At 58.7% G+C, this 19,585-nt stretch carries 17 protein-coding genes and 1 pseudogene; 7 read left to right on the plus strand and 11 right to left on the minus strand.

From position 1 onward, the window contains the following. Positions 1-65: 65 nt before the first annotated feature. The gene (locus MMG91_RS19740; RefSeq protein ID WP_310660456.1) at positions 66-950 is read left to right on the plus strand and encodes an AraC family transcriptional regulator; all 885 of its coding nucleotides are present in this window, start codon (positions 66-68) and stop codon (positions 948-950) included. A 197-nt stretch (positions 951-1,147) separates the two neighbouring features. Here MMG91_RS19740 and MMG91_RS19745 read toward each other — a convergent pair whose 3' ends face one another. Next, positions 1,148-1,555 (minus strand): HPF/RaiA family ribosome-associated protein, encoded by a 408-nt coding sequence (locus tag MMG91_RS19745; protein WP_310660457.1) that lies wholly within the window; start codon positions 1,553-1,555, stop codon positions 1,148-1,150. A 213-nt stretch (positions 1,556-1,768) separates the two neighbouring features. Next, on the minus strand, positions 1,769-2,716 hold the full coding sequence (locus MMG91_RS19750) for a LysR substrate-binding domain-containing protein (protein WP_305423424.1): 948 nt from the start codon (positions 2,714-2,716) through the stop codon (positions 1,769-1,771). 135 nt (positions 2,717-2,851) lie between these two features. Here MMG91_RS19750 and MMG91_RS19755 point away from each other — a divergent pair, with 135 nt between their 5' ends. From MMG91_RS19755 to MMG91_RS19765, 3 genes are all read left to right on the plus strand, one after another. Next, entirely contained in the window at positions 2,852-4,228 is a 1,377-nt protein-coding gene (locus MMG91_RS19755; protein ID WP_310660458.1) for an L-serine ammonia-lyase, read from the plus strand. A 61-nt stretch (positions 4,229-4,289) separates the two neighbouring features. After that, a complete protein-coding gene (locus MMG91_RS19760) occupies positions 4,290-5,591 on the plus strand; it encodes a serine/threonine transporter (protein ID WP_310660459.1) in 1,302 nt (433 codons plus the stop codon). Positions 5,592-5,800: 209 nt separating this feature from the next. Then, positions 5,801-6,118, plus strand: coding sequence for a DUF3509 domain-containing protein (locus MMG91_RS19765; protein WP_310660460.1), 318 nt, complete (start codon positions 5,801-5,803; stop codon positions 6,116-6,118). On the opposite strand, the gene MMG91_RS19770 is transcribed toward MMG91_RS19765, so the two are convergent. Then, positions 6,115-6,615 (minus strand): phosphate-starvation-inducible protein PsiE, encoded by a 501-nt coding sequence (locus tag MMG91_RS19770; RefSeq protein ID WP_305423430.1) that lies wholly within the window; start codon positions 6,613-6,615, stop codon positions 6,115-6,117. The two genes, MMG91_RS19765 and MMG91_RS19770, sit on opposite strands and share 4 nt — an antisense overlap. Positions 6,616-6,954: 339 nt before the next feature. On the opposite strand from MMG91_RS19770, the pseudogene MMG91_RS19775 reads away from it, so the two are divergent. After that, a pseudogene (locus MMG91_RS19775) lies at positions 6,955-7,209 on the plus strand (YebG family protein); the annotation flags it as partial. A 172-nt stretch (positions 7,210-7,381) separates the two neighbouring features. Here MMG91_RS19775 and MMG91_RS19780 read toward each other — a convergent pair. The 4 genes from MMG91_RS19780 to MMG91_RS19795 all read right to left on the minus strand — a co-directional run bounded on the left by MMG91_RS19780 (position 7,382) and on the right by MMG91_RS19795 (position 11,747). Then, on the minus strand, positions 7,382-8,491 hold the full coding sequence (locus MMG91_RS19780) for a dihydrolipoamide acetyltransferase family protein (protein WP_310660461.1): 1,110 nt from the start codon (positions 8,489-8,491) through the stop codon (positions 7,382-7,384). Between the two features lie 28 nt (positions 8,492-8,519). Then, a complete protein-coding gene (locus tag MMG91_RS19785; protein WP_310660462.1) occupies positions 8,520-9,509 on the minus strand; it encodes an alpha-ketoacid dehydrogenase subunit beta in 990 nt (329 codons plus the stop codon). Next, complete coding sequence (gene pdhA, locus MMG91_RS19790) at positions 9,502-10,596, minus strand: pyruvate dehydrogenase (acetyl-transferring) E1 component subunit alpha (protein WP_405046552.1); 1,095 nt, start codon at positions 10,594-10,596, stop codon at positions 9,502-9,504. The genes MMG91_RS19785 and pdhA overlap by 8 nt, the downstream gene beginning before the upstream one ends. Positions 10,597-10,727: 131 nt before the next feature. Next, positions 10,728-11,747, minus strand: coding sequence for a Glu/Leu/Phe/Val dehydrogenase dimerization domain-containing protein (locus tag MMG91_RS19795; protein ID WP_305448258.1), 1,020 nt, complete (start codon positions 11,745-11,747; stop codon positions 10,728-10,730). Between the two features lie 183 nt (positions 11,748-11,930). Between MMG91_RS19795 and MMG91_RS19800 the strand changes: the two genes are divergently transcribed. Next, positions 11,931-12,734 (plus strand): SirB1 family protein, encoded by an 804-nt coding sequence (locus MMG91_RS19800; protein ID WP_305448257.1) that lies wholly within the window; start codon positions 11,931-11,933, stop codon positions 12,732-12,734. A 117-nt stretch (positions 12,735-12,851) separates the two neighbouring features. On the opposite strand, the gene maiA is transcribed toward MMG91_RS19800, so the two are convergent. The 3 genes from maiA to hmgA are packed head-to-tail and all read right to left on the minus strand — an operon-like array spanning position 12,852 to position 16,112. Then, positions 12,852-13,487 (minus strand): maleylacetoacetate isomerase, encoded by a 636-nt coding sequence (gene maiA, locus MMG91_RS19805; protein ID WP_310660464.1) that lies wholly within the window; start codon positions 13,485-13,487, stop codon positions 12,852-12,854. Positions 13,488-13,499: 12 nt separating this feature from the next. After that, on the minus strand, positions 13,500-14,804 hold the full coding sequence (gene fahA / locus MMG91_RS19810; RefSeq protein WP_305448256.1) for a fumarylacetoacetase: 1,305 nt from the start codon (positions 14,802-14,804) through the stop codon (positions 13,500-13,502). Between the two features lie 3 nt (positions 14,805-14,807). Continuing rightward, the gene (gene hmgA, locus MMG91_RS19815) at positions 14,808-16,112 is read right to left on the minus strand and encodes a homogentisate 1,2-dioxygenase (RefSeq protein ID WP_310660465.1); all 1,305 of its coding nucleotides are present in this window, start codon (positions 16,110-16,112) and stop codon (positions 14,808-14,810) included. 164 nt (positions 16,113-16,276) lie between these two features. Here hmgA and MMG91_RS19820 point away from each other — a divergent pair, with 164 nt between their 5' ends. Beyond that, complete coding sequence (locus MMG91_RS19820) at positions 16,277-17,068, plus strand: IclR family transcriptional regulator (protein ID WP_305448254.1); 792 nt, start codon at positions 16,277-16,279, stop codon at positions 17,066-17,068. Positions 17,069-17,100: 32 nt separating this feature from the next. Here MMG91_RS19820 and MMG91_RS19825 read toward each other — a convergent pair whose 3' ends face one another. After that, a complete protein-coding gene (locus tag MMG91_RS19825) occupies positions 17,101-19,497 on the minus strand; it encodes a hypothetical protein (protein ID WP_310660466.1) in 2,397 nt (798 codons plus the stop codon). Positions 19,498-19,585 lie beyond the last annotated feature (88 nt).

A 19,585-nucleotide genomic window follows, 5' to 3' on the forward strand; every position in this document is an offset into this window, starting at 1 on the left:
CGGGCTGGCGGGCTGGCAGGCCAACGTCTACGGAGTAGGATGCAAAGCGTTGGAGAGAACCAATCATGGCCGCACAAGTGTCACTCGATACCCTGCAAGTCTTTCAAGCGCTTAACCGCTCGCCTAATGCTCGCCTGGAGCACAGCGCCGAGCTCGGTGACGGCATGGCTGCTGCTTTGTGGAATAACCACCATGACGCCCAGGACTACGAAGCGCCGAGCCATCACACCTTATCTTGCTACATCGCCGGCGGCACCGGCACCTTTCGCCGCGACCAGCCAAGTAACAAGGGTGGCCCGGACAAGCTGTGCATTCTGCCGGCCGACCATCAGTCAGGCTGGGTGATCAACGGCGATATTCGCCTGGCCCACCTGTATTTCAGCCCCGAACAATTTGCCCTTGGCTGCGTCACGCTGCTGGATCGCGAACCGCGGGAATTGCAGTTGCGCGAGCACACGTTCCTCGAAGACCCGCAACAAGCCCGGCGCTTTCGGCAGTTGATCGCCCTCAACTGGGACGAACCGGGCGAACGCCTGCTCACCAGCAGCCTGGCCCACGAAATGCTCAGCCACGCCCTGCTCAGCCAGGTCGGCGTGCGTCAGGGCTTGCGCCTCAAGGGTGGATTGGCGGCGCATCAACGACGGCAGTTAGTAGAATTCATCGACCATCAAATGGCCGAAGCCATCAGCCTTGGGCAATTGGCGGGGTTGTGTGCGCTGTCGGAATATCACTTTGCGCGGATGTTTCGTGTGAGCTTCGGCCTGCCGCCGCATCAGTATGTGTTGGCTCGACGACTGAGCCGCGCGCGGGAATTGTTGCGCGCAACGTCGCAGCCGTTGGGGGATATTGCGTTGGCGTGCGGGTTTGCCAGTGCGAGCCATTTCACCAATCGGTTTCGCCAGGCTTTGGGTGGTACGCCCGGGGAATATCGGCAGGCGTTTTTGCGGTAAAGCAAGATCAAAAGATCGTAGCCTTCGGCTGCGCCTACGGGAGCATGCGTTCGGCGCAGGAACTGCCGAAGGCTGCGATCTTTTGCAGGTTGACCAGCCTCTGGGGCACCGATGGATGCTGAAACAGGAACGGGCCTGCATAAGCAGGCCCGTTCTTTAGATGGAGAGAAAGTGGAAAGGTAAAAGTGAATCAGGCCTCAGCCGTTTTGTGCAGCCTGTTCGTTCTCGAGAAACTCGTCTTCCAGCAGCGCATCGGCGGTAGGCCTTTCGAACGGCACCACAGCGGCACGTGGTTTGCCCCGCAGTTTGCCGAACAGATGTTCAAGCGCATGTTCGAGTTTTTCGGCGGCACCGTCGATCGCCAGTTCCAGGTTAGCCGCTTTATGGGTGACAGAAATCGGTTGGTGGCCTTTTGGCCGCGCTTCCAGCTGACAGCGCATATCATGGGGACCGGGCTTGTCGCCGTTCTCGTCCCGCAGATGAACCTCGACGCGGGTCAGGTCCTCCTCATAACGTTCGAGCGTGCTCTCAATGGTAGTACGTACCCACTCCTCCAGTCGGATGCTGCTTTGAACATGGTTATCGCTGTTGACTTGGATTTGCATAGTTCATCCCTTATTTCAGCTAGCTCGCGAGAGGCCCTTCGGCTGGCCCTTGGGCTTCATCACCGTGACCTCTTGGTTACACAATCGGTGTGCGCGCAGAACATTTCAACCCCTAAAAAAAGATAAATTTTCATACGCAAAAAAAGCCGGACAACGGGCAAAAGCGCTGTTAAGGTCGGGAGTTGGGTCGCCTCGCTCTTTTGTCATAATTGCTCACATCTGTCGCTCCGCCAGCGGATGCAGGCTACGAAATATCCCCGCCTCTTCCACCAGCCAGTCATGCACCGCGCGTACGCCCGGATGGCTCAGCGCGCCCGGCGCATAGAGCAGCACGTAACGTTTGTGATTGGGCACCGCCAGGCCAAACGGCACGATCAACGTCCCGCGCTCCAGTTCATCATTGAGCAGCGTTCGCCGCGCAATCGCCACGCCCATCCCAGCAATGGCCGCTTCGATGGTCAGGTGATTGCGATTGAAGGTATGCCCACGCCGTACATCCGCGCCCTCGAAGCCGATGGCGTTGAGATAAAACTCCCATTCCGCGTACTCGTAACTGCCGCGCCAAGCGGTGATGTCGTGCAGCAACGGAAAATGCACCAGGTCCGCCGGGCCGTGCAGTGGCGGCCTTCCGCGCAACAGGTTGGGGGCACACACCGGAAAGATCTGCTCATCCAACAGGGCTGTGGATAACAATCCGGGGTAGCTGCCGTCGTTCAGGTCAATCGCCAGATCGAAGTCGCCCTCGTGCAACGGAACACTGCTGTCCTCAGCCACCAGTCGCAACTGAATATCCGGAAAGCGCTGTTGCAAACGCGGCAGGCGCGGGGTCAGCCATTTGCTCAGGAACGAGGGGATCGAGCGCAACCGCAAAATCCCGCTGATCATTCCCGCATCCAGTCGTCGCAATTCCGCATCGATGCTGCCGTAGGCTTCGTTGACGGTGATAGCCAATCGCTGGCCTTCGGCGCTCAACTCCACGCCCCGGGCGCGACGATGAAACAGGCGAAAACCCAGCCGCTCTTCCAGTTGGCGAATTTGCTGACTGACCGCACCCGGCGTGATGTGCAGTTCTTCGGCGCAACGGGTGAAAGACAAGTGCCGCGCGGCACAGGAAAACACGTGCAGCCAGACGTAAGTCTGGGCATGCAATTGGCGACTCATTGTTTAGTCCTGCTAAAGGCTGTCTTAGGAAGTTTCGTTGGTCACGTAGGACCGAGGTTGGCAGTATCGCCGACATTGCGCTTGTCCTACAAAAATGGCAGCGATTTCTCTTCCATTGCTTGTATAGGCTTTAGCATGGCTATCAGTGTTTTCGATCTCTTCAAAGTCGGCATCGGTCCGTCCAGTTCTCATACCGTCGGCCCGATGCGTGCCGCCGCGACCTTCGCCCAGGCACTGATTGGCCAAGGTTTACTGGCCGACATACGGCGGGTTGAAATCCGACTCTACGGTTCGCTTTCGGCCACTGGCGTCGGCCACGCGACTGACCGTGCCTGCGTCATGGGCCTGATGGGCGAATGGCCGGACAGCATTGACCCGACCAGCATAGACAGCCGAATTCAACAGTTGCGCGAAACCGGCGAATTGTCCCTGGCCGGCAAATCGACCATTGCGTTCAACTGGCAGCGCGACCTCCTGCTGCTCGACGAGAGCCTGCCCTACCACCCCAACGCCATGTCCCTGACAGCCTTCGGCGAAACCGGTGAGCTGTTCGAGCAGACGTACTACTCGGTAGGCGGTGGTTTCATCATCGAAGCGGCCGAAGCCGAGTCTGGCATTGCCCCTTCCAGCGACGTAGTGCTGCCGTACGATTTTTCCAGCGCCGCCGAGTTGCTCAAGCTCTGCAACCAACACGGTTTGCGGGTTTCCGAGCTGATGATGGCCAACGAACGGGCCTGGCGCAGCGACGCCGAGATCCGTCAAGGGTTGCTGCATATCTGGTCGGTAATGCGCGAATGTGTCGAACAAGGCTTGCGCCACGAAGGCATCCTGCCCGGCGGTCTGAATGTTCCACGCCGCGCCGCGAAATTGCACCGCAGTCTGTTGGAAATCGGCAAACCAAATGTCATCAGCTCCACCCTGTCAGCCATGGAATGGGTCAACCTGTTCGCCCTTGCCGTGAACGAAGAAAACGCCGCGGGCGGGCGCATGGTGACGGCACCGACCAACGGCGCGGCGGGGATCATTCCGGCGGTGCTGCACTACTACATGAAATTCAACCCGGACGCGTCGGACGATGACGTCGTGGCGTTCTTTTTGGGCGCTGCGGCCGTAGGCATTCTCTGCAAGAAAAACGCCTCGATTTCCGGTGCCGAAGTCGGCTGCCAGGGGGAAGTCGGTTCCGCCTGCGCCATGGCCGCCGCCGGCCTGGCCGACATACTCGGAGCCACGCCCGAGCAACTGGAAAACGCCGCCGAAATCGGCCTGGAACACAACCTCGGCCTGACCTGCGATCCGGTCGGAGGTCTGGTGCAGGTGCCGTGCATCGAGCGCAACGCAATCGCTGCCGTGAAGGCGATCAATGCCACGCAAATGGCCCTGCGCGGCGACGGCAAACACTTCATTTCCCTGGACCGGGTGATCCGCACCATGCGCGATACCGGCGCCGACATGCACGACAAATACAAAGAAACTTCACGGGGCGGCCTGGCGGTGAGCTGGGTGGAGTGCTGAGGAGCATTCCCTGACTGCCCGAAACCGTGAGCCCAAGCAAGAACAATAACGAGGCCAAACGATGACCGATGTACGTACACCTGCTGTCGATAATCCTGCTGTAGACCTGACAAGCAATAGCGAAACAACCCACAAAGGCTGGAGCAAACACGACACCACCTGGATGCTTGGCCTCTATGGCACGGCGATTGGTGCCGGCACGTTGTTCCTGCCAATCAACGCCGGCGTCGGTGGTTTCTGGCCGCTGCTGCTCCTGGCGGTACTGGCTTTTCCGATGACCTTCTTCGCCCATCGTGGCCTGACGCGTTTCGTGTTGTCCGGCCGTTCCGGGGACATTACCGAAGTGGTGGAAGAACACTTTGGCATCGGCGCCGGCAAGCTGATCACGCTGCTGTATTTTTTCGCGATCTTCCCGATTCTGCTGGTGTACAGCGTGGCGCTGACCAACACCCTGAGCAGCCTTATGGAGCACCAGTTGCACATGACGCCGCCGCCTCGGGCGATTCTGTCGCTGGGGCTGATTCTCGGCTTGATGGCCATCGTCCGTTGCGGTCAGGGCGTCATCGTCAAATGCATGAGCGTCCTGGTTTACCCGTTCGTCGCGGCATTGCTGCTGCTCGGCGTCAGCCTGATCCCGAACTGGAACGGCGCATTCTTCGCCACCGCCAGTGAAGGCATGCCGCTGCCGCTGTTCTTCAAGACCTTGTGGCTGGCGATTCCGGTGATGGTGTTCTCGTTCAACCATTCGCCGATCATCTCCGCCTTCGCCGTCGATCAGAAACAGCGCTACGGCGAACAAGCCGAACGCAAAAGCAGCGGCATTCTGGCGATCGCTCACGCCATGATGGTCGTCACGGTGATGTTCTTCTGCTTCAGCTGCGTGCTGGCGTTGTCTCCGGCCGATTTGGCCGCTGCGAAGGCGCAGAACATTTCGATCCTGTCGTACCTGGCCAACCACTTCCAGACACCGGTCATTGCTTATGCCGCGCCGTTGATTGCGCTGGTGGCAATCACCAAATCCTTCCTCGGCCACTACATCGGCGCCAGCGAAGGCTTTCAGGGCCTGATCGTGAAAAGCCTGCGTGGCCGTGGTCGCGTCATGTCCGCCAGTTGGCTGAACCGTATCACTGCGCTGTTCATGATCCTCAGCTGCTGGGGCGTCGCGACCTTCAATCCGAGCATCCTGGGCATGATCGAAACCCTCGGCGGACCGATCATCGCGTGCCTGTTGTTCCTGATGCCGATGTACGCCATCCGCCGCGTGCCGGCCTTGCGCCAGTACTCGGGCCAGGCCTCGAACGTGTTTGTGGTGCTAGTCGGTTTGATTGCACTGTCTGCGATCATCTATTCATTTATGCCCTGAAACGGGCAGGCAAAAAGAAGGCGGGCCAGAGTGCCCACCATTTTTTTGCCGTATCCATTGTCCGACAGTTTTCCGGCATGCACTTTGCTATATCCCTTACGCGGCACGGATGAAAGCACATGAACATGGAAGGCCGGTGGTCTGGTGTTGCGAACTAATCCCGATCACGGTCGTCAACAACTGCACGTTCAATCAGGCGGTGACGCATCATGGACAACCCCTTTCAACTCATTACCGATGCCTTTGCATCGGATTATCAAGTCAACCTGAGCATTCAGGGGCTGGACGGCAGCATCATGCTGACCCTCTCCAAAAGTGGCCGCGTGGTGGCCAAACGGATGATCAGCGCCGAACAGCGCAATGATCCCAAACGTCTCAAACGCCTGGTGCAAAGCATTCAATTCGGCATCGCCATCGAACAGGGCCACAGCGCAGTGGCCATCCTCGAAGCCATGACCGACGGCGACAATCGCAACCCGCCGCCGCCCTTGGTCAAATCCCGGCCCCGACCTTCAATGGGGCTTTAAATCTCACCCTTCTCCACTTCGGGATGCTCACCGGAACCCGCACCGATCTTGCGTTGCGGGTGTTCGATCTTCACCGAAGGAAACTGCGACGAGGCGTAACGCACCACCAGAATCGCAAACGCCAGCAGCAGAATCCCGCCGCACAGGTAGATAATCCCCAAGTCCGGTGGATTGTGGTGCGAGACGTTGGAGATCAGCAGCCGCGTCAATGCAGTGATCGCCACGTAGATCAGGAATCGCACCGGCATGTGGTTGGTCTTGAAGTAAATCCCGACCATCGCCCCCAGTTCCAGGTAGATGAACAGCAGCAAGATGTCATCGATCTTGATATGCCCCTGTTCTAGCATTCCGAGGAATTCCATCACCGCCGCCCAGGCGGTCACCGCACCGATGGCAAACAGCGCCAGGTAGTGGAAGGTCTCGACGAACAGGTTGCCCAGGGACTCGGCCAGTTGGTGCACGTTCTGCCGCAGTTTCTCGGCCCAGTTGATTTTCACTTTGATTGTTCCTTAGCTCGGTTCGAGCGGATGATGCGGGTTGGACGTGACGGTTGTTCTGCATGCAGAAAAAAGGCCAGAGGTTGCTGCCACATGATGGCGAGGTGCTTTGAAACGCGCTCCGTGGCGTTTGGTCGCACCTGTCCAGTCACCAACAACAAACCTGTAGGAGCGAGGCTTGCCCGCGAATGAGGACGACACGGTCCACCTGACAAACCCTGAATTCGGTCTACATTAAAAAGCCACTACCCAAAGCGCAGGGATTGGCTTATCCTTTTCGCTGTATATAAATACAGTAGTCGAAACAGACAACTAATGTGAAGGCATGTGAGGTGGTGAATGGCCGTCGAAGTGGTATACCGCAGCAGCCGAGATCTGGAGCGCTTGTTCATGGATAAAGCCGAAGCTGACCGTCATGACAAAATGCTCGAACTGGCCGAATTGCTGGCTGAAGTGTTGCAAAAAGCCGTTCCGTCCCTGACCGAACAGCAAGTGGAAGAAGCCGGGATCTACATGGCGAAGAACCGTGATGTATTCGCCAAGGCATTCAAGAGCCAGCCGGACGCACTGTCCGAACTGCTCAATGCACCCGCCGAAGTCACGGAACCTGTTGAAGAAGCTGCACCTGTTGCTGCACCTGTTGAAGTGACGGACGCTGAGTCGACCAAGCCAGCCAAAGCCGCCAAGACACCCAAGTAAGCAATGCCCGAATTGAATAGGCCCTGAGTCCAAATGGCTCAGGGCCTTTTTCATGCCTGCGGGAAACCTAGACCTCGGGTTGTTCCAGCGCCTCGACCAACGCTTTGAAGAACCGCGCCGCCTCGCCGCCGGTGACCACCCGGTGATCAAAGGTCAGGGACAGCGGCAGGATCGGATGCACCGCCACTGCCCCCTCGACCGCCACCGGTTCATCGCGGATCGCCCCGGCGGCGAGGATCGCCACTTGCGGCGGCACCACCACCGGGTTGGCGTAGCGGCCGAACAAGGTGCCGAAGTTCGACAGGGTCAGGGTCGCGCCCATCATTTCCTGGGGCGGGATCGAGCGCGCCTGCACATCGGCCCGCAGACGCATCACACCTTCTTTCAAATCCGCCGCCGTGCGTTGGCCGACATCGCGCAGCACCGGCACGAACAAGCCGTCCGGCGTATCCACGGCAATGCCCAGATCGAGCCGTTCGTGTTGCTTGAGCGACAGGGTTTTTCCATCGAAGGCGCTGTTGAGCACCGGCTCTACGGCGCAGGCCGCCGCCATCGCCTTGGCCAGACGAATCAGCGGTTCTCGTGCCTGCCCCCAGCGATGCAGATCGGCATCACCGAAAATCGTCACCGGCACCACTTCGGCATGGGACCTGGCCATGTTCAGCGCCATGCTGCGTCGCACTCCGCGCAGCTTCTCGCCCCCGAAGCGTTCGCGTTCCGTCAGGGCCGAGTTCTCTACGTCGCTGCGGGTGATCAGGCCGTCCTGGCCGGAGCCCGTCAAGCCGCTCAGTTCAACGCCGAGCTGCCGAGCCAATTGACGCACCGCCGGCGTGGCACGGTTCGCCAGGTGCTCACGAGTCGAAGGCGCAGCGCCAATGAAAAATGCATCCTCCTGATTTGTGCTGCCGCCCTCAAGCCGCCCGACCACAGTGCCCGCATCCGCTTCGCCTTCGTAACCGAGCAGGGGTTCGCCAACGTGAAGGATGTCGCCCTCGCCACCAAAGGTTTTCGCCACCACGCCGTCGTAGGGTGCGGGAATATCCACCAGCGCTTTGGCGGTTTCCACCGACACCAGCAGTTGGTCGGCCTTGACGGTATCGCCAACCTTGACGTGCCAGCGGACGATTTCCGCTTCCTGCAAGCCTTCGCCCAAATCCGGCAGTTTGAAATATTTCATCGCAACCTCCTCGGCCTCAGGCGTCTCTTCAGGGGTAGTGCTGCATGACGGTGTCGCAGGCATGAAGAATGTCTTCGATGCCGGGCATGTACAGCGATTCCAGTCGATACAGCGGCGGCGGAATGTCCGGCGCGGTGACTCGCTGGATCGGTGCCTGCAACTCCAGAAATACCCGCTCATAAAGGCTCGCGGCGATTTCCGCGCCGACCCCGCAGGAGCGTGGCGCTTCATGCACGATCACACAGCGACCGGTCTTGCGCACCGAGGCTTCCATCGTGTCCAGGTCCAGCGGTTTGATACTGGCGACATCGATCACTTCCGCCGAGACGCCCTGCTCAGCCAATGCCGTTGCGGCTTGCAGGGTTTCCATCACACTGGCGCCCCAACTGATCAAGGTAATGTCGCTGCCTTCACGCAGGGTGAAGCAGCTGTCCAGCGGCAGACGTTTACCGTCATCTACCAGCGGTTGCGGATTCATTCGATAGAGTCGGGTGGGTTCGAGAAATATCACCGGGTCCGGGTCGTCGATGGCCGCAAGCAACAAGCCATAGGCCCGAGCCGGCGAAGACGGGATCACCACCCGCAGCCCCGGAATATGCGCGAACAGGGCTTCAGTGCTTTCGCTGTGATGCTCCGGCGCGCGAATCCCGGCGCCCATGGGCGTGCGCATCACCATCGGGCAGGTGATCCGCCCGCGCGTGCGATTGCGCATGCGGCTGGCATGGGACACCAGGTGCTCCATGGCGGCGTAGATGAAGCCCATGAACTGGATTTCCACCACTGGTTTCAGGCCTTGGGCCGCCATGCCCACCACCAGCCCGCCGAGCATGGTTTCGGCCAGCGGCGAGTCGATCACCCGCTTGAAACCAAAGCTGTCGCGCAGACCCAGCGTGGCGCGGAACACGCCACCGTTCACCCCGACGTCTTCGCCGAGGACGATAACGTTTTCGTCTTCGCTCATGGCCCGATGCAACGCCAGCTTCACCGCTTCCAGTAGCGTCACCTTACCGTTACTCATGGCCCGAACCTCCCGTCCGGCGCGCCACCCGTTCCAGAAACTCTTCGCGCTGCTCGGCCAGGGCTTGTGGCCACTGGGCGTAGACATGATCGATCACCGATTCCGGTGTCTGCAGGCCCGCCGCTTCGAAGTTATCCACAGCCCCCTGCACCAAGCCTTGGCATTCGCTGATCAGTGCCTGTTCGCGGCCTTCGTCCCATACGTCCTGCCCGGCCATGAAGCGTTGCAGGCGTTTGATCGGTTCCTCGAGCCAGGCCTGCTTGACCTCGTCCGCCGAACGGTAGCGCGTGGCGTCGTCGGCCGTGGTGTGATCGCCGAGGCGATAGCTCAGGCATTCGAGCAACACCGGGCCTTTACCGTGGCGCGCCCGTTCGAGGGCCGCTTGTATGCGGTCGTAAACGGCGAGGATGTCATTGCCGTCGACTTGCTCGCCGTGGAAGCCGGCGCCAATGGCTTTCTGCGCCAGGGTCGGGGCACCACACTGAATGCGTCGCGGCACCGAGATCGCCCATTGGTTGTTGTTGATCACAAACACCACCGGCAACTGCCAGGCGCCAGCAACATTGAGGGCCTCGAGGAAGTCACCTTTGCTGGTTCCCCCATCGCCGCAGGTGGTGACGGCGACCCGATGCTCGCCGCGGATCTTGAATGCGCTGGCGACGCCGCAGGCATGCAGGGCCTGGGTGGCAATCGGCACGCAGATCGGGAAATCCTCAGCGACCGCCGGGTCGGCAAAATCGCTGCCACGCTCATCGCCGCCCCAATACAACAGGATTTCTTCCATGCGCACACCGCGCATCAACTGCACAGCGGTGTCGCGGTAATACGGGATCAGGACATCTTCGGCGTGCATCAGGCTGCCGACCGCAACGCCAATGGCTTCCTGGCCCAAGGTCGGCGCGTAGGTACCGATGCGCCCGGTGCGTTGCAAGGCGACAGCTTTCTGATCGAAAAGGCGGGTCAGGACCATCTGCCGATACAGGCGCGTCAACAGATTGAAATCGTCGGCCCAGTCGGGAAGATTGCCGAGTAACTGGCCATCAGGGGATAAAAATCGGGTGTACGGCAGCTCAACCTTGTGAGGCATCACAGGGCTCCTGGCACGCGGGGTCAGCGTGCAATTGTCAGGCCCGACGTTTGTGGCGCAGGGCTTGGGGAGCAAGTCGGCCGGATAGACTCTCACTCCTTCATCGATTCAAACTTTTCACCCATACAGCCTCACCGGTACAGCACTTTCTCCGCCAGCTCATCCGCCACCCGGGCCGGGGAGCGTTTTTCCGCCTGGGCATGGGCGAAGACTTCGGTCAGCCGTGAACTGATTTTCGACAGGTGCGCGGTGATGGTTGTCAGCTCTTCGCCGCGGTGTTTGAGCGACACGTAGATCAGCCCGCCGGCATTGATCACGTAATCGGGCGCATACAGAATGCCCCGGCGCTCCAGCTGATCGGCGATTTCGAGATGGATCAATTGGTTGTTTGCCGAGCCTGCGACCGCCGCGCAGCGCAGTTGCGCCACACTGTTGCTGTTAAGCACACCGCCCAGGCCGCAGGGCGCGAGTATGTCGCACGGTGTGCTGAGCAGCGCATCGTTGGCGATTGGATGAGCCCCCAATTGCTCCATGGCCAATTGCACTTTGCCGTGATCAATATCGCTGACCAGCAGCTCGGCACCGGCCGCGTGCAACTGTTCGGCCAAGGCATAACCGACATTGCCCAAACCTTGAATAGCTATGCGCAAGCCCTCGAGATTATCGCTGCCCAAACGGGCCATGGCAGTGCTGCGAATACCGGCGAATACGCCCATGGCGGCGTGCGGTGCCGGGTCGCCCGCGGCGGTGGTACTGGTGACGAATTGGGTCTGCTGGGCGATGCAATCCATGTCCGCCACCGAGGTTCCGGCGTCGATGGCGGTGATGTAGCGACCGTCGAGTTCGTTAATGCAGCGCCCGAAGGCTTCAAATAGCGCGGCGCGGTTTTCCACATGGGCCGGGCGAAGAATCACTGCAACGCCACCGCCCTGAGCCAGGCCGGCCAGGGCCGCCTTGTAACTCATGCCTTGGGCAAGGCGCACAGCATCCTCGATCGCGGCTTCATCGCTGGGGTAAGCAAGGTAACGACACCCGCCCAGGGCAGGTCCCAGACGGCTGTTGTGGATGGCAATCACCGCCTTCAATCCGGTGACCGGATCGACGCTCAGGTGCAGCGATTCAAGGCGAGTGCTTTGCATGAGAGCGAACATCGTAGGGCTCCCGAATCACTTCTTGTAGTCGCCAGTATAGGCTTGCGCACAAAAATTGCAGAAGCGCACCGGAATAAGCGGCGCGGCTTTGAACGCTTTCGGACATAACCTGTTACCGCCTGTGTGCAGCACTGGACGAAAGCCTGAGACGGGGCTAAAACGAGGCATTCCCCGGAGATTTTGATGACCCCGCGCCAACGTTTTTTCGACTGTCTGCAACGATCACCGCCCGCGCTGTTCGAGGCGGCGCTGTGGATGGCCGTCGAACACGATAAGGAGTTGAATCCCGAGGCGGTACTGGCGGACTTCAAGGACCTGCAACAGCGGGTCAGCTATGGGTTGCCGATGCTGCCGGTGAATGAATTGGCCCAACCGTTATTGCGGCGAATGAATGACCTGGGGTTCGCCCAGGACGACTCCACGCCCTTGCGCCCGCAAGTGGCGTTACTCAATAAAGTGCTGGAACGTCGGCGGGGGCAACCGCTGGTGCTAGGCCTGATTGCGCTGGAACTGGCCAGAAGGCTGGAGATTCCCCTGGTCGGGGTCAACTTTCCCGGGCATTTCCTGCTGCGGGTGCAAGGTGCCGATCACCTGCTCGACCCATGCGGCGGGCGACGGCTGTACCCCAATGATTGCCGCGAACTGCTGCAACGCCAGTACGGCCCGAACATGCAGCTCAGCGCCGAGCATTTACTGACGGCTGAACCGGTGCAGATGCTGCAACGGCTGTCGCGCAACCTGCGCCAGTTGTACCTCACGAACGATGATTATATCGACGCCCTGATCGACGCCGAGCGCGTGCTTGAACTGGGCAACGCCAGCGCCTCCGACTACCTGGCGCGGGCCAGCCTCTATCAACGACTGGACTGCCCGAATGCCGAGCGCTTTGACCTGGAGCATGCGCTGCTGCTCAGTGACGATCCGATCCAGCGGATTCGCCTGACTGAACGATTAGGGCATCTACCACCCAATTCGGTCGTGCACTAATCACCGCCCGTAGTCGGAGCGAGGCTTGCCCGCGAACCAGACGCCTCGGTCCATCAGGATCACCGCGTTATCGTTCTTCGCGGGCAAGCCTCGCTCCTACGGGGTCGGTGTAAGGTTTTACGGGGTATCGGGCTGATTCGCCGGATGGGCCAGGAAGAAGGCTGGATGTGTCGCTGCCAGCGCCGCCACTCGCCGAATTCGCGGGTAGGCTTCCAATGAAATATTGAAGCGCTCGGCTGCATACAGCTGCGGGATCAAGTAGACGTCCGCCAGCCCCGGTTGATCGCCAAAGCAATAACCGGTGTCACCGATCAATTGCTCCACCGTCGCCAACCCTTGGCTGATCCAGTGACCGATCCACTCAACCACCTGCGGCTCATCGTGCCCCAACTGCCGAAGTTTGTTGAGCACACTGACGTTGTGCAGAGGGTGCACATCGCAACCGATCACCGCCGCCACGCCACGCTCATGAGCGCGGGCAGCGAGATCTTTGGACAGCAACGGCACCTGTGGATAACGTTCCTCCAGGTACTCGATGATCGCCGGTGACTGGATCAGCAATTCGCCTTCGTCGGTGCGCAAGGCTGGCACCCGGCCTTGCGGGTTGATGCCCAGGTACGTCGGCTGCCGATGCTCGCCACCTGGCGGCGCGATCAGGTTGATCGGCAGCGCCTGGTAATCCAGCCCCTTGAGCGCCAACGCAATGCGCACCCGGAAAGACGAGGTCGAGCGGTAGTAGGTATAGAGTTCCATGACCCGATCCTCTTAGCGCGCTGGCAGCACTTTGCCACGGCATTCGCCGAAACCGATGGAAGCAAAACCCTCGCGGCTGCAACGCGCCCGCAGAATGATTTCGTCGCCGTCCTCAAGGAATTTACGCACCTCGCCCGACGCCAGTTCGATCGGCTTCTTACCACCCTCGGTGATTTCCAGCAGGCTGCCGAACTGGCCGCTTTCAGGACCGGACAGCGTGCCCGAACCGAACAGATCACCGGCCTGCAACTGGCAGCCGTTGACGCTGTGGTGCGCAACGAGTTGTGCAACGGTCCAGTACATGTGTTGGGTGTTGCTGAGGGTCAGGCGATGGGCTGGCAGATTTTGTTCGCGCATCGACTCGGTCAGCAGCAGCACTTCGAGTTCGATGTCGAAGGCACCGGCGGCCTGATCGCGTTTGTCGAACAGGTACGGCAACGGCTGCGGATCGCCTTCCGGGCGCGCAGGCTGCGCACGACGGAACGGCTCCAGCGCTTCGGCCGTCACCACCCACGGCGAAATGCTGGTGATGAAACTCTTGGACAGGAACGGACCCAGCGGCTGGTATTCCCAAGCCTGGATATCGCGCGCCGACCAATCGTTGAGCAGACAGAAACCGGCGATGTGGTCGGCGGCGTCACCGATGGCGATGGAGTCGCCCATCGCGTTGCCCTGGCCGATCCAGATACCCAATTCCAGTTCGTAGTCCAGACGTGCGCACGGGCCAAACGTCGGCTCGGTCTGGCCGGCCGGCAGGGTTTGGCCTTTCGGACGACGCACATCAGTGCCGGACGGGCGAATGGTCGAAGCGCGGCCGTGATAACCAATCGGCACGTACTTGTAGTTCGGCAGCAACGGGTTGTCCGGGCGGAACAGTTTGCCGACATTTTGCGCATGCTCGATGCCCACGTAGAAATCGGTGTAGTCGTTGATCTTCGCCGGCAGGTGCATTTCGCAATCCGCCGCCAGCGGCAGCAGTTTTGCGCCTTGGGCCTCGATTTTGCCGTGCAGGGTGCTGCCTTCGGCGAACAGTTCCAGCAGGCGTTCGCGCAAAGCGACACGAGCCTCGCGGCCCAATTCGAAGAACGCATTCAATTGACCGCCACGGGTGGCTTCGACTGCTCTCTTCGCAAGGCCATCGAACAGGCCAGCATCCAGTGCCGCTTCCAGATCAAAAATATGGTCGCCGATCGCCACGCCACTGCGCGGAGCGGAGCCCTTCACGCTGAACACGCCCAACGGCAGGTTTTGCAGCGGGAAATCCGCGTGGCCGTTGGCGGAGGCAACCCAGCTACGAGTGATGGAAGTCTGAGTCATGGATTATCTCCGGGTCGGGTCGAAAGTGGCGGGCAACGTGGCCCAGCAGGCGTCGTAATTGTTTTGCAGTTGCGGGCAGTCCAGGGCGAATCGGCTCGGGCGCAACACCTGGCTGGTCTCGAACATGAAGGCCATGGTGTTATCGATTTTAGCCGGCGCCAGTTCCGCGTTGATCGCCTTGGTGCAGGTCTCGCCGTCGGGGCCATGGGCGCTCATGCAGCTGTGCAACGAGGCGCCGCCAGGCACGAAACCTTCGGCCTTGGCATCGTACTCGCCCTGGATCAGGCCCATGAATTCGTTCATCAGGTTGCGGTGGAACCACGGTGGACGGAAGGTTTTCTCGGCGACCATCCAGCGTGGCGGGAAGATCACGAAGTCCAGGTTGGCCAAACCATGCACGCTGGTCGGCGAGGTCAGGACGGTAAAAATCGATGGATCCGGGTGATCGAAACTGACCGTGCCGATGGTATTGAAACGGCGCAGGTCATATTTGTACGGCACGTTATTGCCGTGCCAGGCGACCACGTTCAGCGGCGAATGATCGAGCTCGCAACCCCACAACTGGCCGAGGAACTTCTGCACCAGGGTCGTCGGTTGCTTGAGGTTCTCGTAATGAGCCACCGGGGTCAGGAAGTCGCGGGGGTTGGCCAAGCCATTGCTGCCAATCGGCCCCAGGTCCGGCAGGCGCAGAGGCGCGCCATGGTTTTCGGCGATGTAGCCGCGGGCTTGCGAGTCGAGCAGTTCGACGCGGAATTTCAACCCGCGCGGCAGAACGGCGATTTCCAGCGGTTCCAACTCCAGCACGCCCAGTTCGGTGGTGATGCGCAAGCGGCCCAGTTCCGGCACCAGCAACAGTTCGCCGTCGGCGTTGAAGAACACGCGCTCCATGGAGCGATTGGCGCGGTAGTTATAGATACTGATCCCGGCCGGTTTTTCCGCGCCCGAGTTGGCGGCCATGCTCACCAGCCCGTCAATGAAATCGGTGGGTTCGGTCGGAATGTCCAAGGGGTTCCAGCGCAGGCGATTGGGGGTCACTTCACCCAGTGGGCCGCCGGCCAGTTGCCGATCCAGTTTGACGAATGCCGGGTGATTGGCCGACGGCTGAATGCGGTACATCCAGGTCCGCCGTGCTTCGCTGCGAGGCATGGTAAAGGCCGTACCGGAGAACAGTTCGGTGTACAGGCCATAAGGGGCTTTTTGCGGGGAGTTCTGGCCGACGGGCAGTGCGCCCGGCAACGCTTCGCTGCTGAATTCGTTGCCAAAGCCTGACTGATAAGCCAGCGCTGGCGCCGTTGAATCGAGGTTCATGGAGCCTCCTGAACGGGAGTAGGCAATGGCCTGTCACTCTGCTGAAGAGGTCTTGGCACGCCTGGGTTATTTTTATCGTAATTCAATTACGCATAACGTAATTTGATTGGTATTGACCGTCAAGCTATAAAGACGCCCATTCGTCCCGGGATCACACCGCCTCCATGACCAGCGAAAGCAACGGTAAACAGAAAGTCCGCTCGGCCGAAGTCGGTACCGACATCCTCAAGGCGCTTGCCGAGCTGTCGCCCTCGACTTCGTTGTCACGCCTGGCCGAACACGTACAGATGCCGGCGAGCAAGGTTCACCGCTATTTGCAGGCGCTGATCGCCAGCGGGTTTGCCGAGCAAAACACGGCCACCAACCACTACGGTCTGGGCCGCGAAGCGCTTCGGGTTGGCCTGGCAGCCCTGAACAGTATGGACGTGCTGAAAGTCGCTGCCCTGCCCTTGGCCGAACTGCGAGACGATCTGAACGAAACCTGTTTTTTGGCGGTATGGGGCAATTTGGGCGCGACGGTGGTGCATATCGAGCCGGCTATACGCGCAGTGACGGTGGTGACGCAATTGGGTTCGGTGTTGCCATTGCTCAGTTCGTCCACAGGTTTAGTGTTCGGTGCTTATCTGCCCAAGCGCGAAACCATGGACTTGCGCGAGCGAGAACTGCAAACCGGCAACTCCCATGCCTTGGCGGATGATCAGGCCTATGCGACTTTGTGCGAACAGATCCGCGACCGCGGTCTGCACCATGTGCATGGTTTACTGATGCCGGGAGTCGATGCCTTGTCGGCGCCGGTGTTCAACGCTATTGGGCAGGTGGCGGCAGTAATGACCATTGTTGGCCCGACCTCGTTGTTCCATGCCGATGAAAACGGCCCGGCGGCGCAGCGGTTGCTGGCGGCGACCCGGGCCGTGAGTTGGCGGATGGGGTATGAACCGGTAGCCCACCCTATTTGACGTTCAATTATGCGTAGGACTGCTATCGCCGTTTAACGCACGGTCGTCTTGCTGCCGCCAGAACCCAGTTCCGCAAGAACATCGTCAACGATTTCTTTCAACAGCTCGTGATCGATCTTCTGTCCGGTAGCCGTCGATACCATTTCAGCAACTTTCCTCGCATCCTTGATAAACCCGATCAGTGTTTTCTGGGTTTTCGTCACCGATGTCGCCCCCAACTTCTCGTACTTGCCATACCCAAGAGTCGCCAACTCAATCAGAGCCTCCTGGAAACTGGTAAAAGCCGCATCCCTGTCTGCGAGATGCCAGGATTGAGCCCCCTCCAATAGGCTTTTGGTGATCTTCACTGCGCTGGCTGCCAGACCTACCGGGGGGATAACGATGCTGATCACCGTAGCAGCCAGCATGACGTTCTTGTAAACCAGTGCGCTGATAATTTCCGCCAAACTCGTAGTCTTGAAATCTACATCATCGATAACGAACTGAACCATGTCATTGTAAGAAGTATAGATATCCCGAACACGGCTACCTATTTCCAACCCCGGAGCCGCGGTTCTCCTTTTGATGTCACGCACTGCATCAAAGTATTCATTGACTGCGGGTTGATCGATGAGCCGGACTCGATCCAGGAAGTACTCGGTCAAAGCCCCGTAGCGTATCGCGTTCACAATATGATCCAGCGGACGGAACCACTTGCCGTCTGGCGCATGAGGGGTATAGAGCCAATCTTCGGTTATCCTGAAAACATAAACTCCCTTTACGGGTCGACGCCTGCCGAAATGGAAGCGATAAACACTGTCTTCAAGAGACGGCGCATCGCCAAGCGGATGCGTCAAATGAGCTTGCGACTTCTCCAGAGAAATAATCAGCTGTTTTATTCGATTGAACTGATCACTGGTCAGCCCTCCACTGAAGCGTTCCGCCAACGCCGCTCGATACATCTCTGTATGCTGGCGTTCAAAATGAACTTCGCGCCTAAATGTATACGCTGAATCGTTTGGATTCAGAAAGCGGTCCTTCAGCATATTGATGTACTTTTCACCTGGCCGTAACTTGGTCCAGTTTGCAATGTCACGGATATCCAGACTCTTCAGAACGGGGTGCCCTGCCATTACGTAGTAGCGCGGATAACCGCTTGATGTCATGCCCTCACGCTCATACGCATCGAAGTGTTTTTCATTGATCATCAGCGACGTGAGTGTCATTTTTTCGCTCGGCGTCAGCTCGACGATAATTTTGTCTGGATCTACCTTTACCACTTCACCGCGATCTTGCAGAACACCTTCCACCCTCGACTTAATCAAGTCATAAGTAAACTGCTCATAGGACATAAATCCGACATCAAGGCTTTCAACGGTGTAAAGCGCTGCTAACTCTGTATGTAGTCGAGCAAATTCCTGACGAACGGAAATCGGTAATCGACGATATTCTGCAGGTGCTACGGAAATTGCTTCGAAGGCCTGCCATCTCAAATCACTGGCCGCGGCTCCCGATAGAGGTCGACCGGGTTCTGATTGCATAGCCGTAAGTCTGACATCGCCATTTCGCCACTGCCTGTTGTGACTGATGACCTCCTGCATGTATTGATGTGCTGTCGTTCGTTGGAGACTGATAACGTGAGAATCGATGAAGTCAGGATATTGTCTCGCCCATGCAACGATGTGACTTTCGAGTTCGACAACCTCTCTAAATGTGCGCCAGACTACTCCATCCGGAGCCTGGGGCGCGTACAAAATATTATTAATCCCGGGTGTGCGTTTATCCGCGAACACCCACATATTTTTCATGGGGGCACCGGAATTGGGAAAAATGATTCCACTCATCGATATATGTGAAGCGCCTGCCAGATATTGATTGATCTGAAGAGCATCAAGAGGCTGGTAATAGCGTTCATTTTGGTGACGGAACGTGGAGAATTCGATATGTCTGGCCATTCGTTCTTGCATGGCATTAATAACCGGCTGCGATGGGGGATGCACCCACAATGCAGCAAAATCCGAACGCACATCGACATTTGCCAACCAGCCTTCCAGACGCCCCCGAGTGAGCCCGGTCGGCACTTGATTGCCTTCGAAAGCCAGGCTGGAACGAGCGTACTGATCATGCAGGCCAAAAATAACAAACTCTGTCAGCGAACGCTGATCGTCCTGAACGATTTCACGCCCGCCAACTTTTAGAATGTATTGTGACTTTACTATAATTTCATCCGGTTCCAGAGACGTGCCCATTGCGCTATTGGCCCATGCTTTAATGCGCATCCGGGCAAATGCCTTGAGAGAAGCGTGTTCGCCCAGTGCATTTATCAGTGCGTTCTCACTGTCGATAAGACTCGATTCCAGCTCCTTGAAACGCTGCATACCCTCAGCTGAATACATCGATGAATTCAGAACATTGTTTTCATATGCGAACAAACGTTTATTTTCGATCATAGTTTAAAACTTCCTTTTATAAAAATAGCGCCATGCCATTTAATCAGGACTCAAACTAGTCGAATTCTCCTTTAAATAAAACCCGCAA

It is taken from the genome of Pseudomonas sp. JL3, assembly GCF_031570575.1.
Classification (GTDB): Bacteria; Pseudomonadota; Gammaproteobacteria; order Pseudomonadales; family Pseudomonadaceae; genus Aquipseudomonas; species Aquipseudomonas cucumis.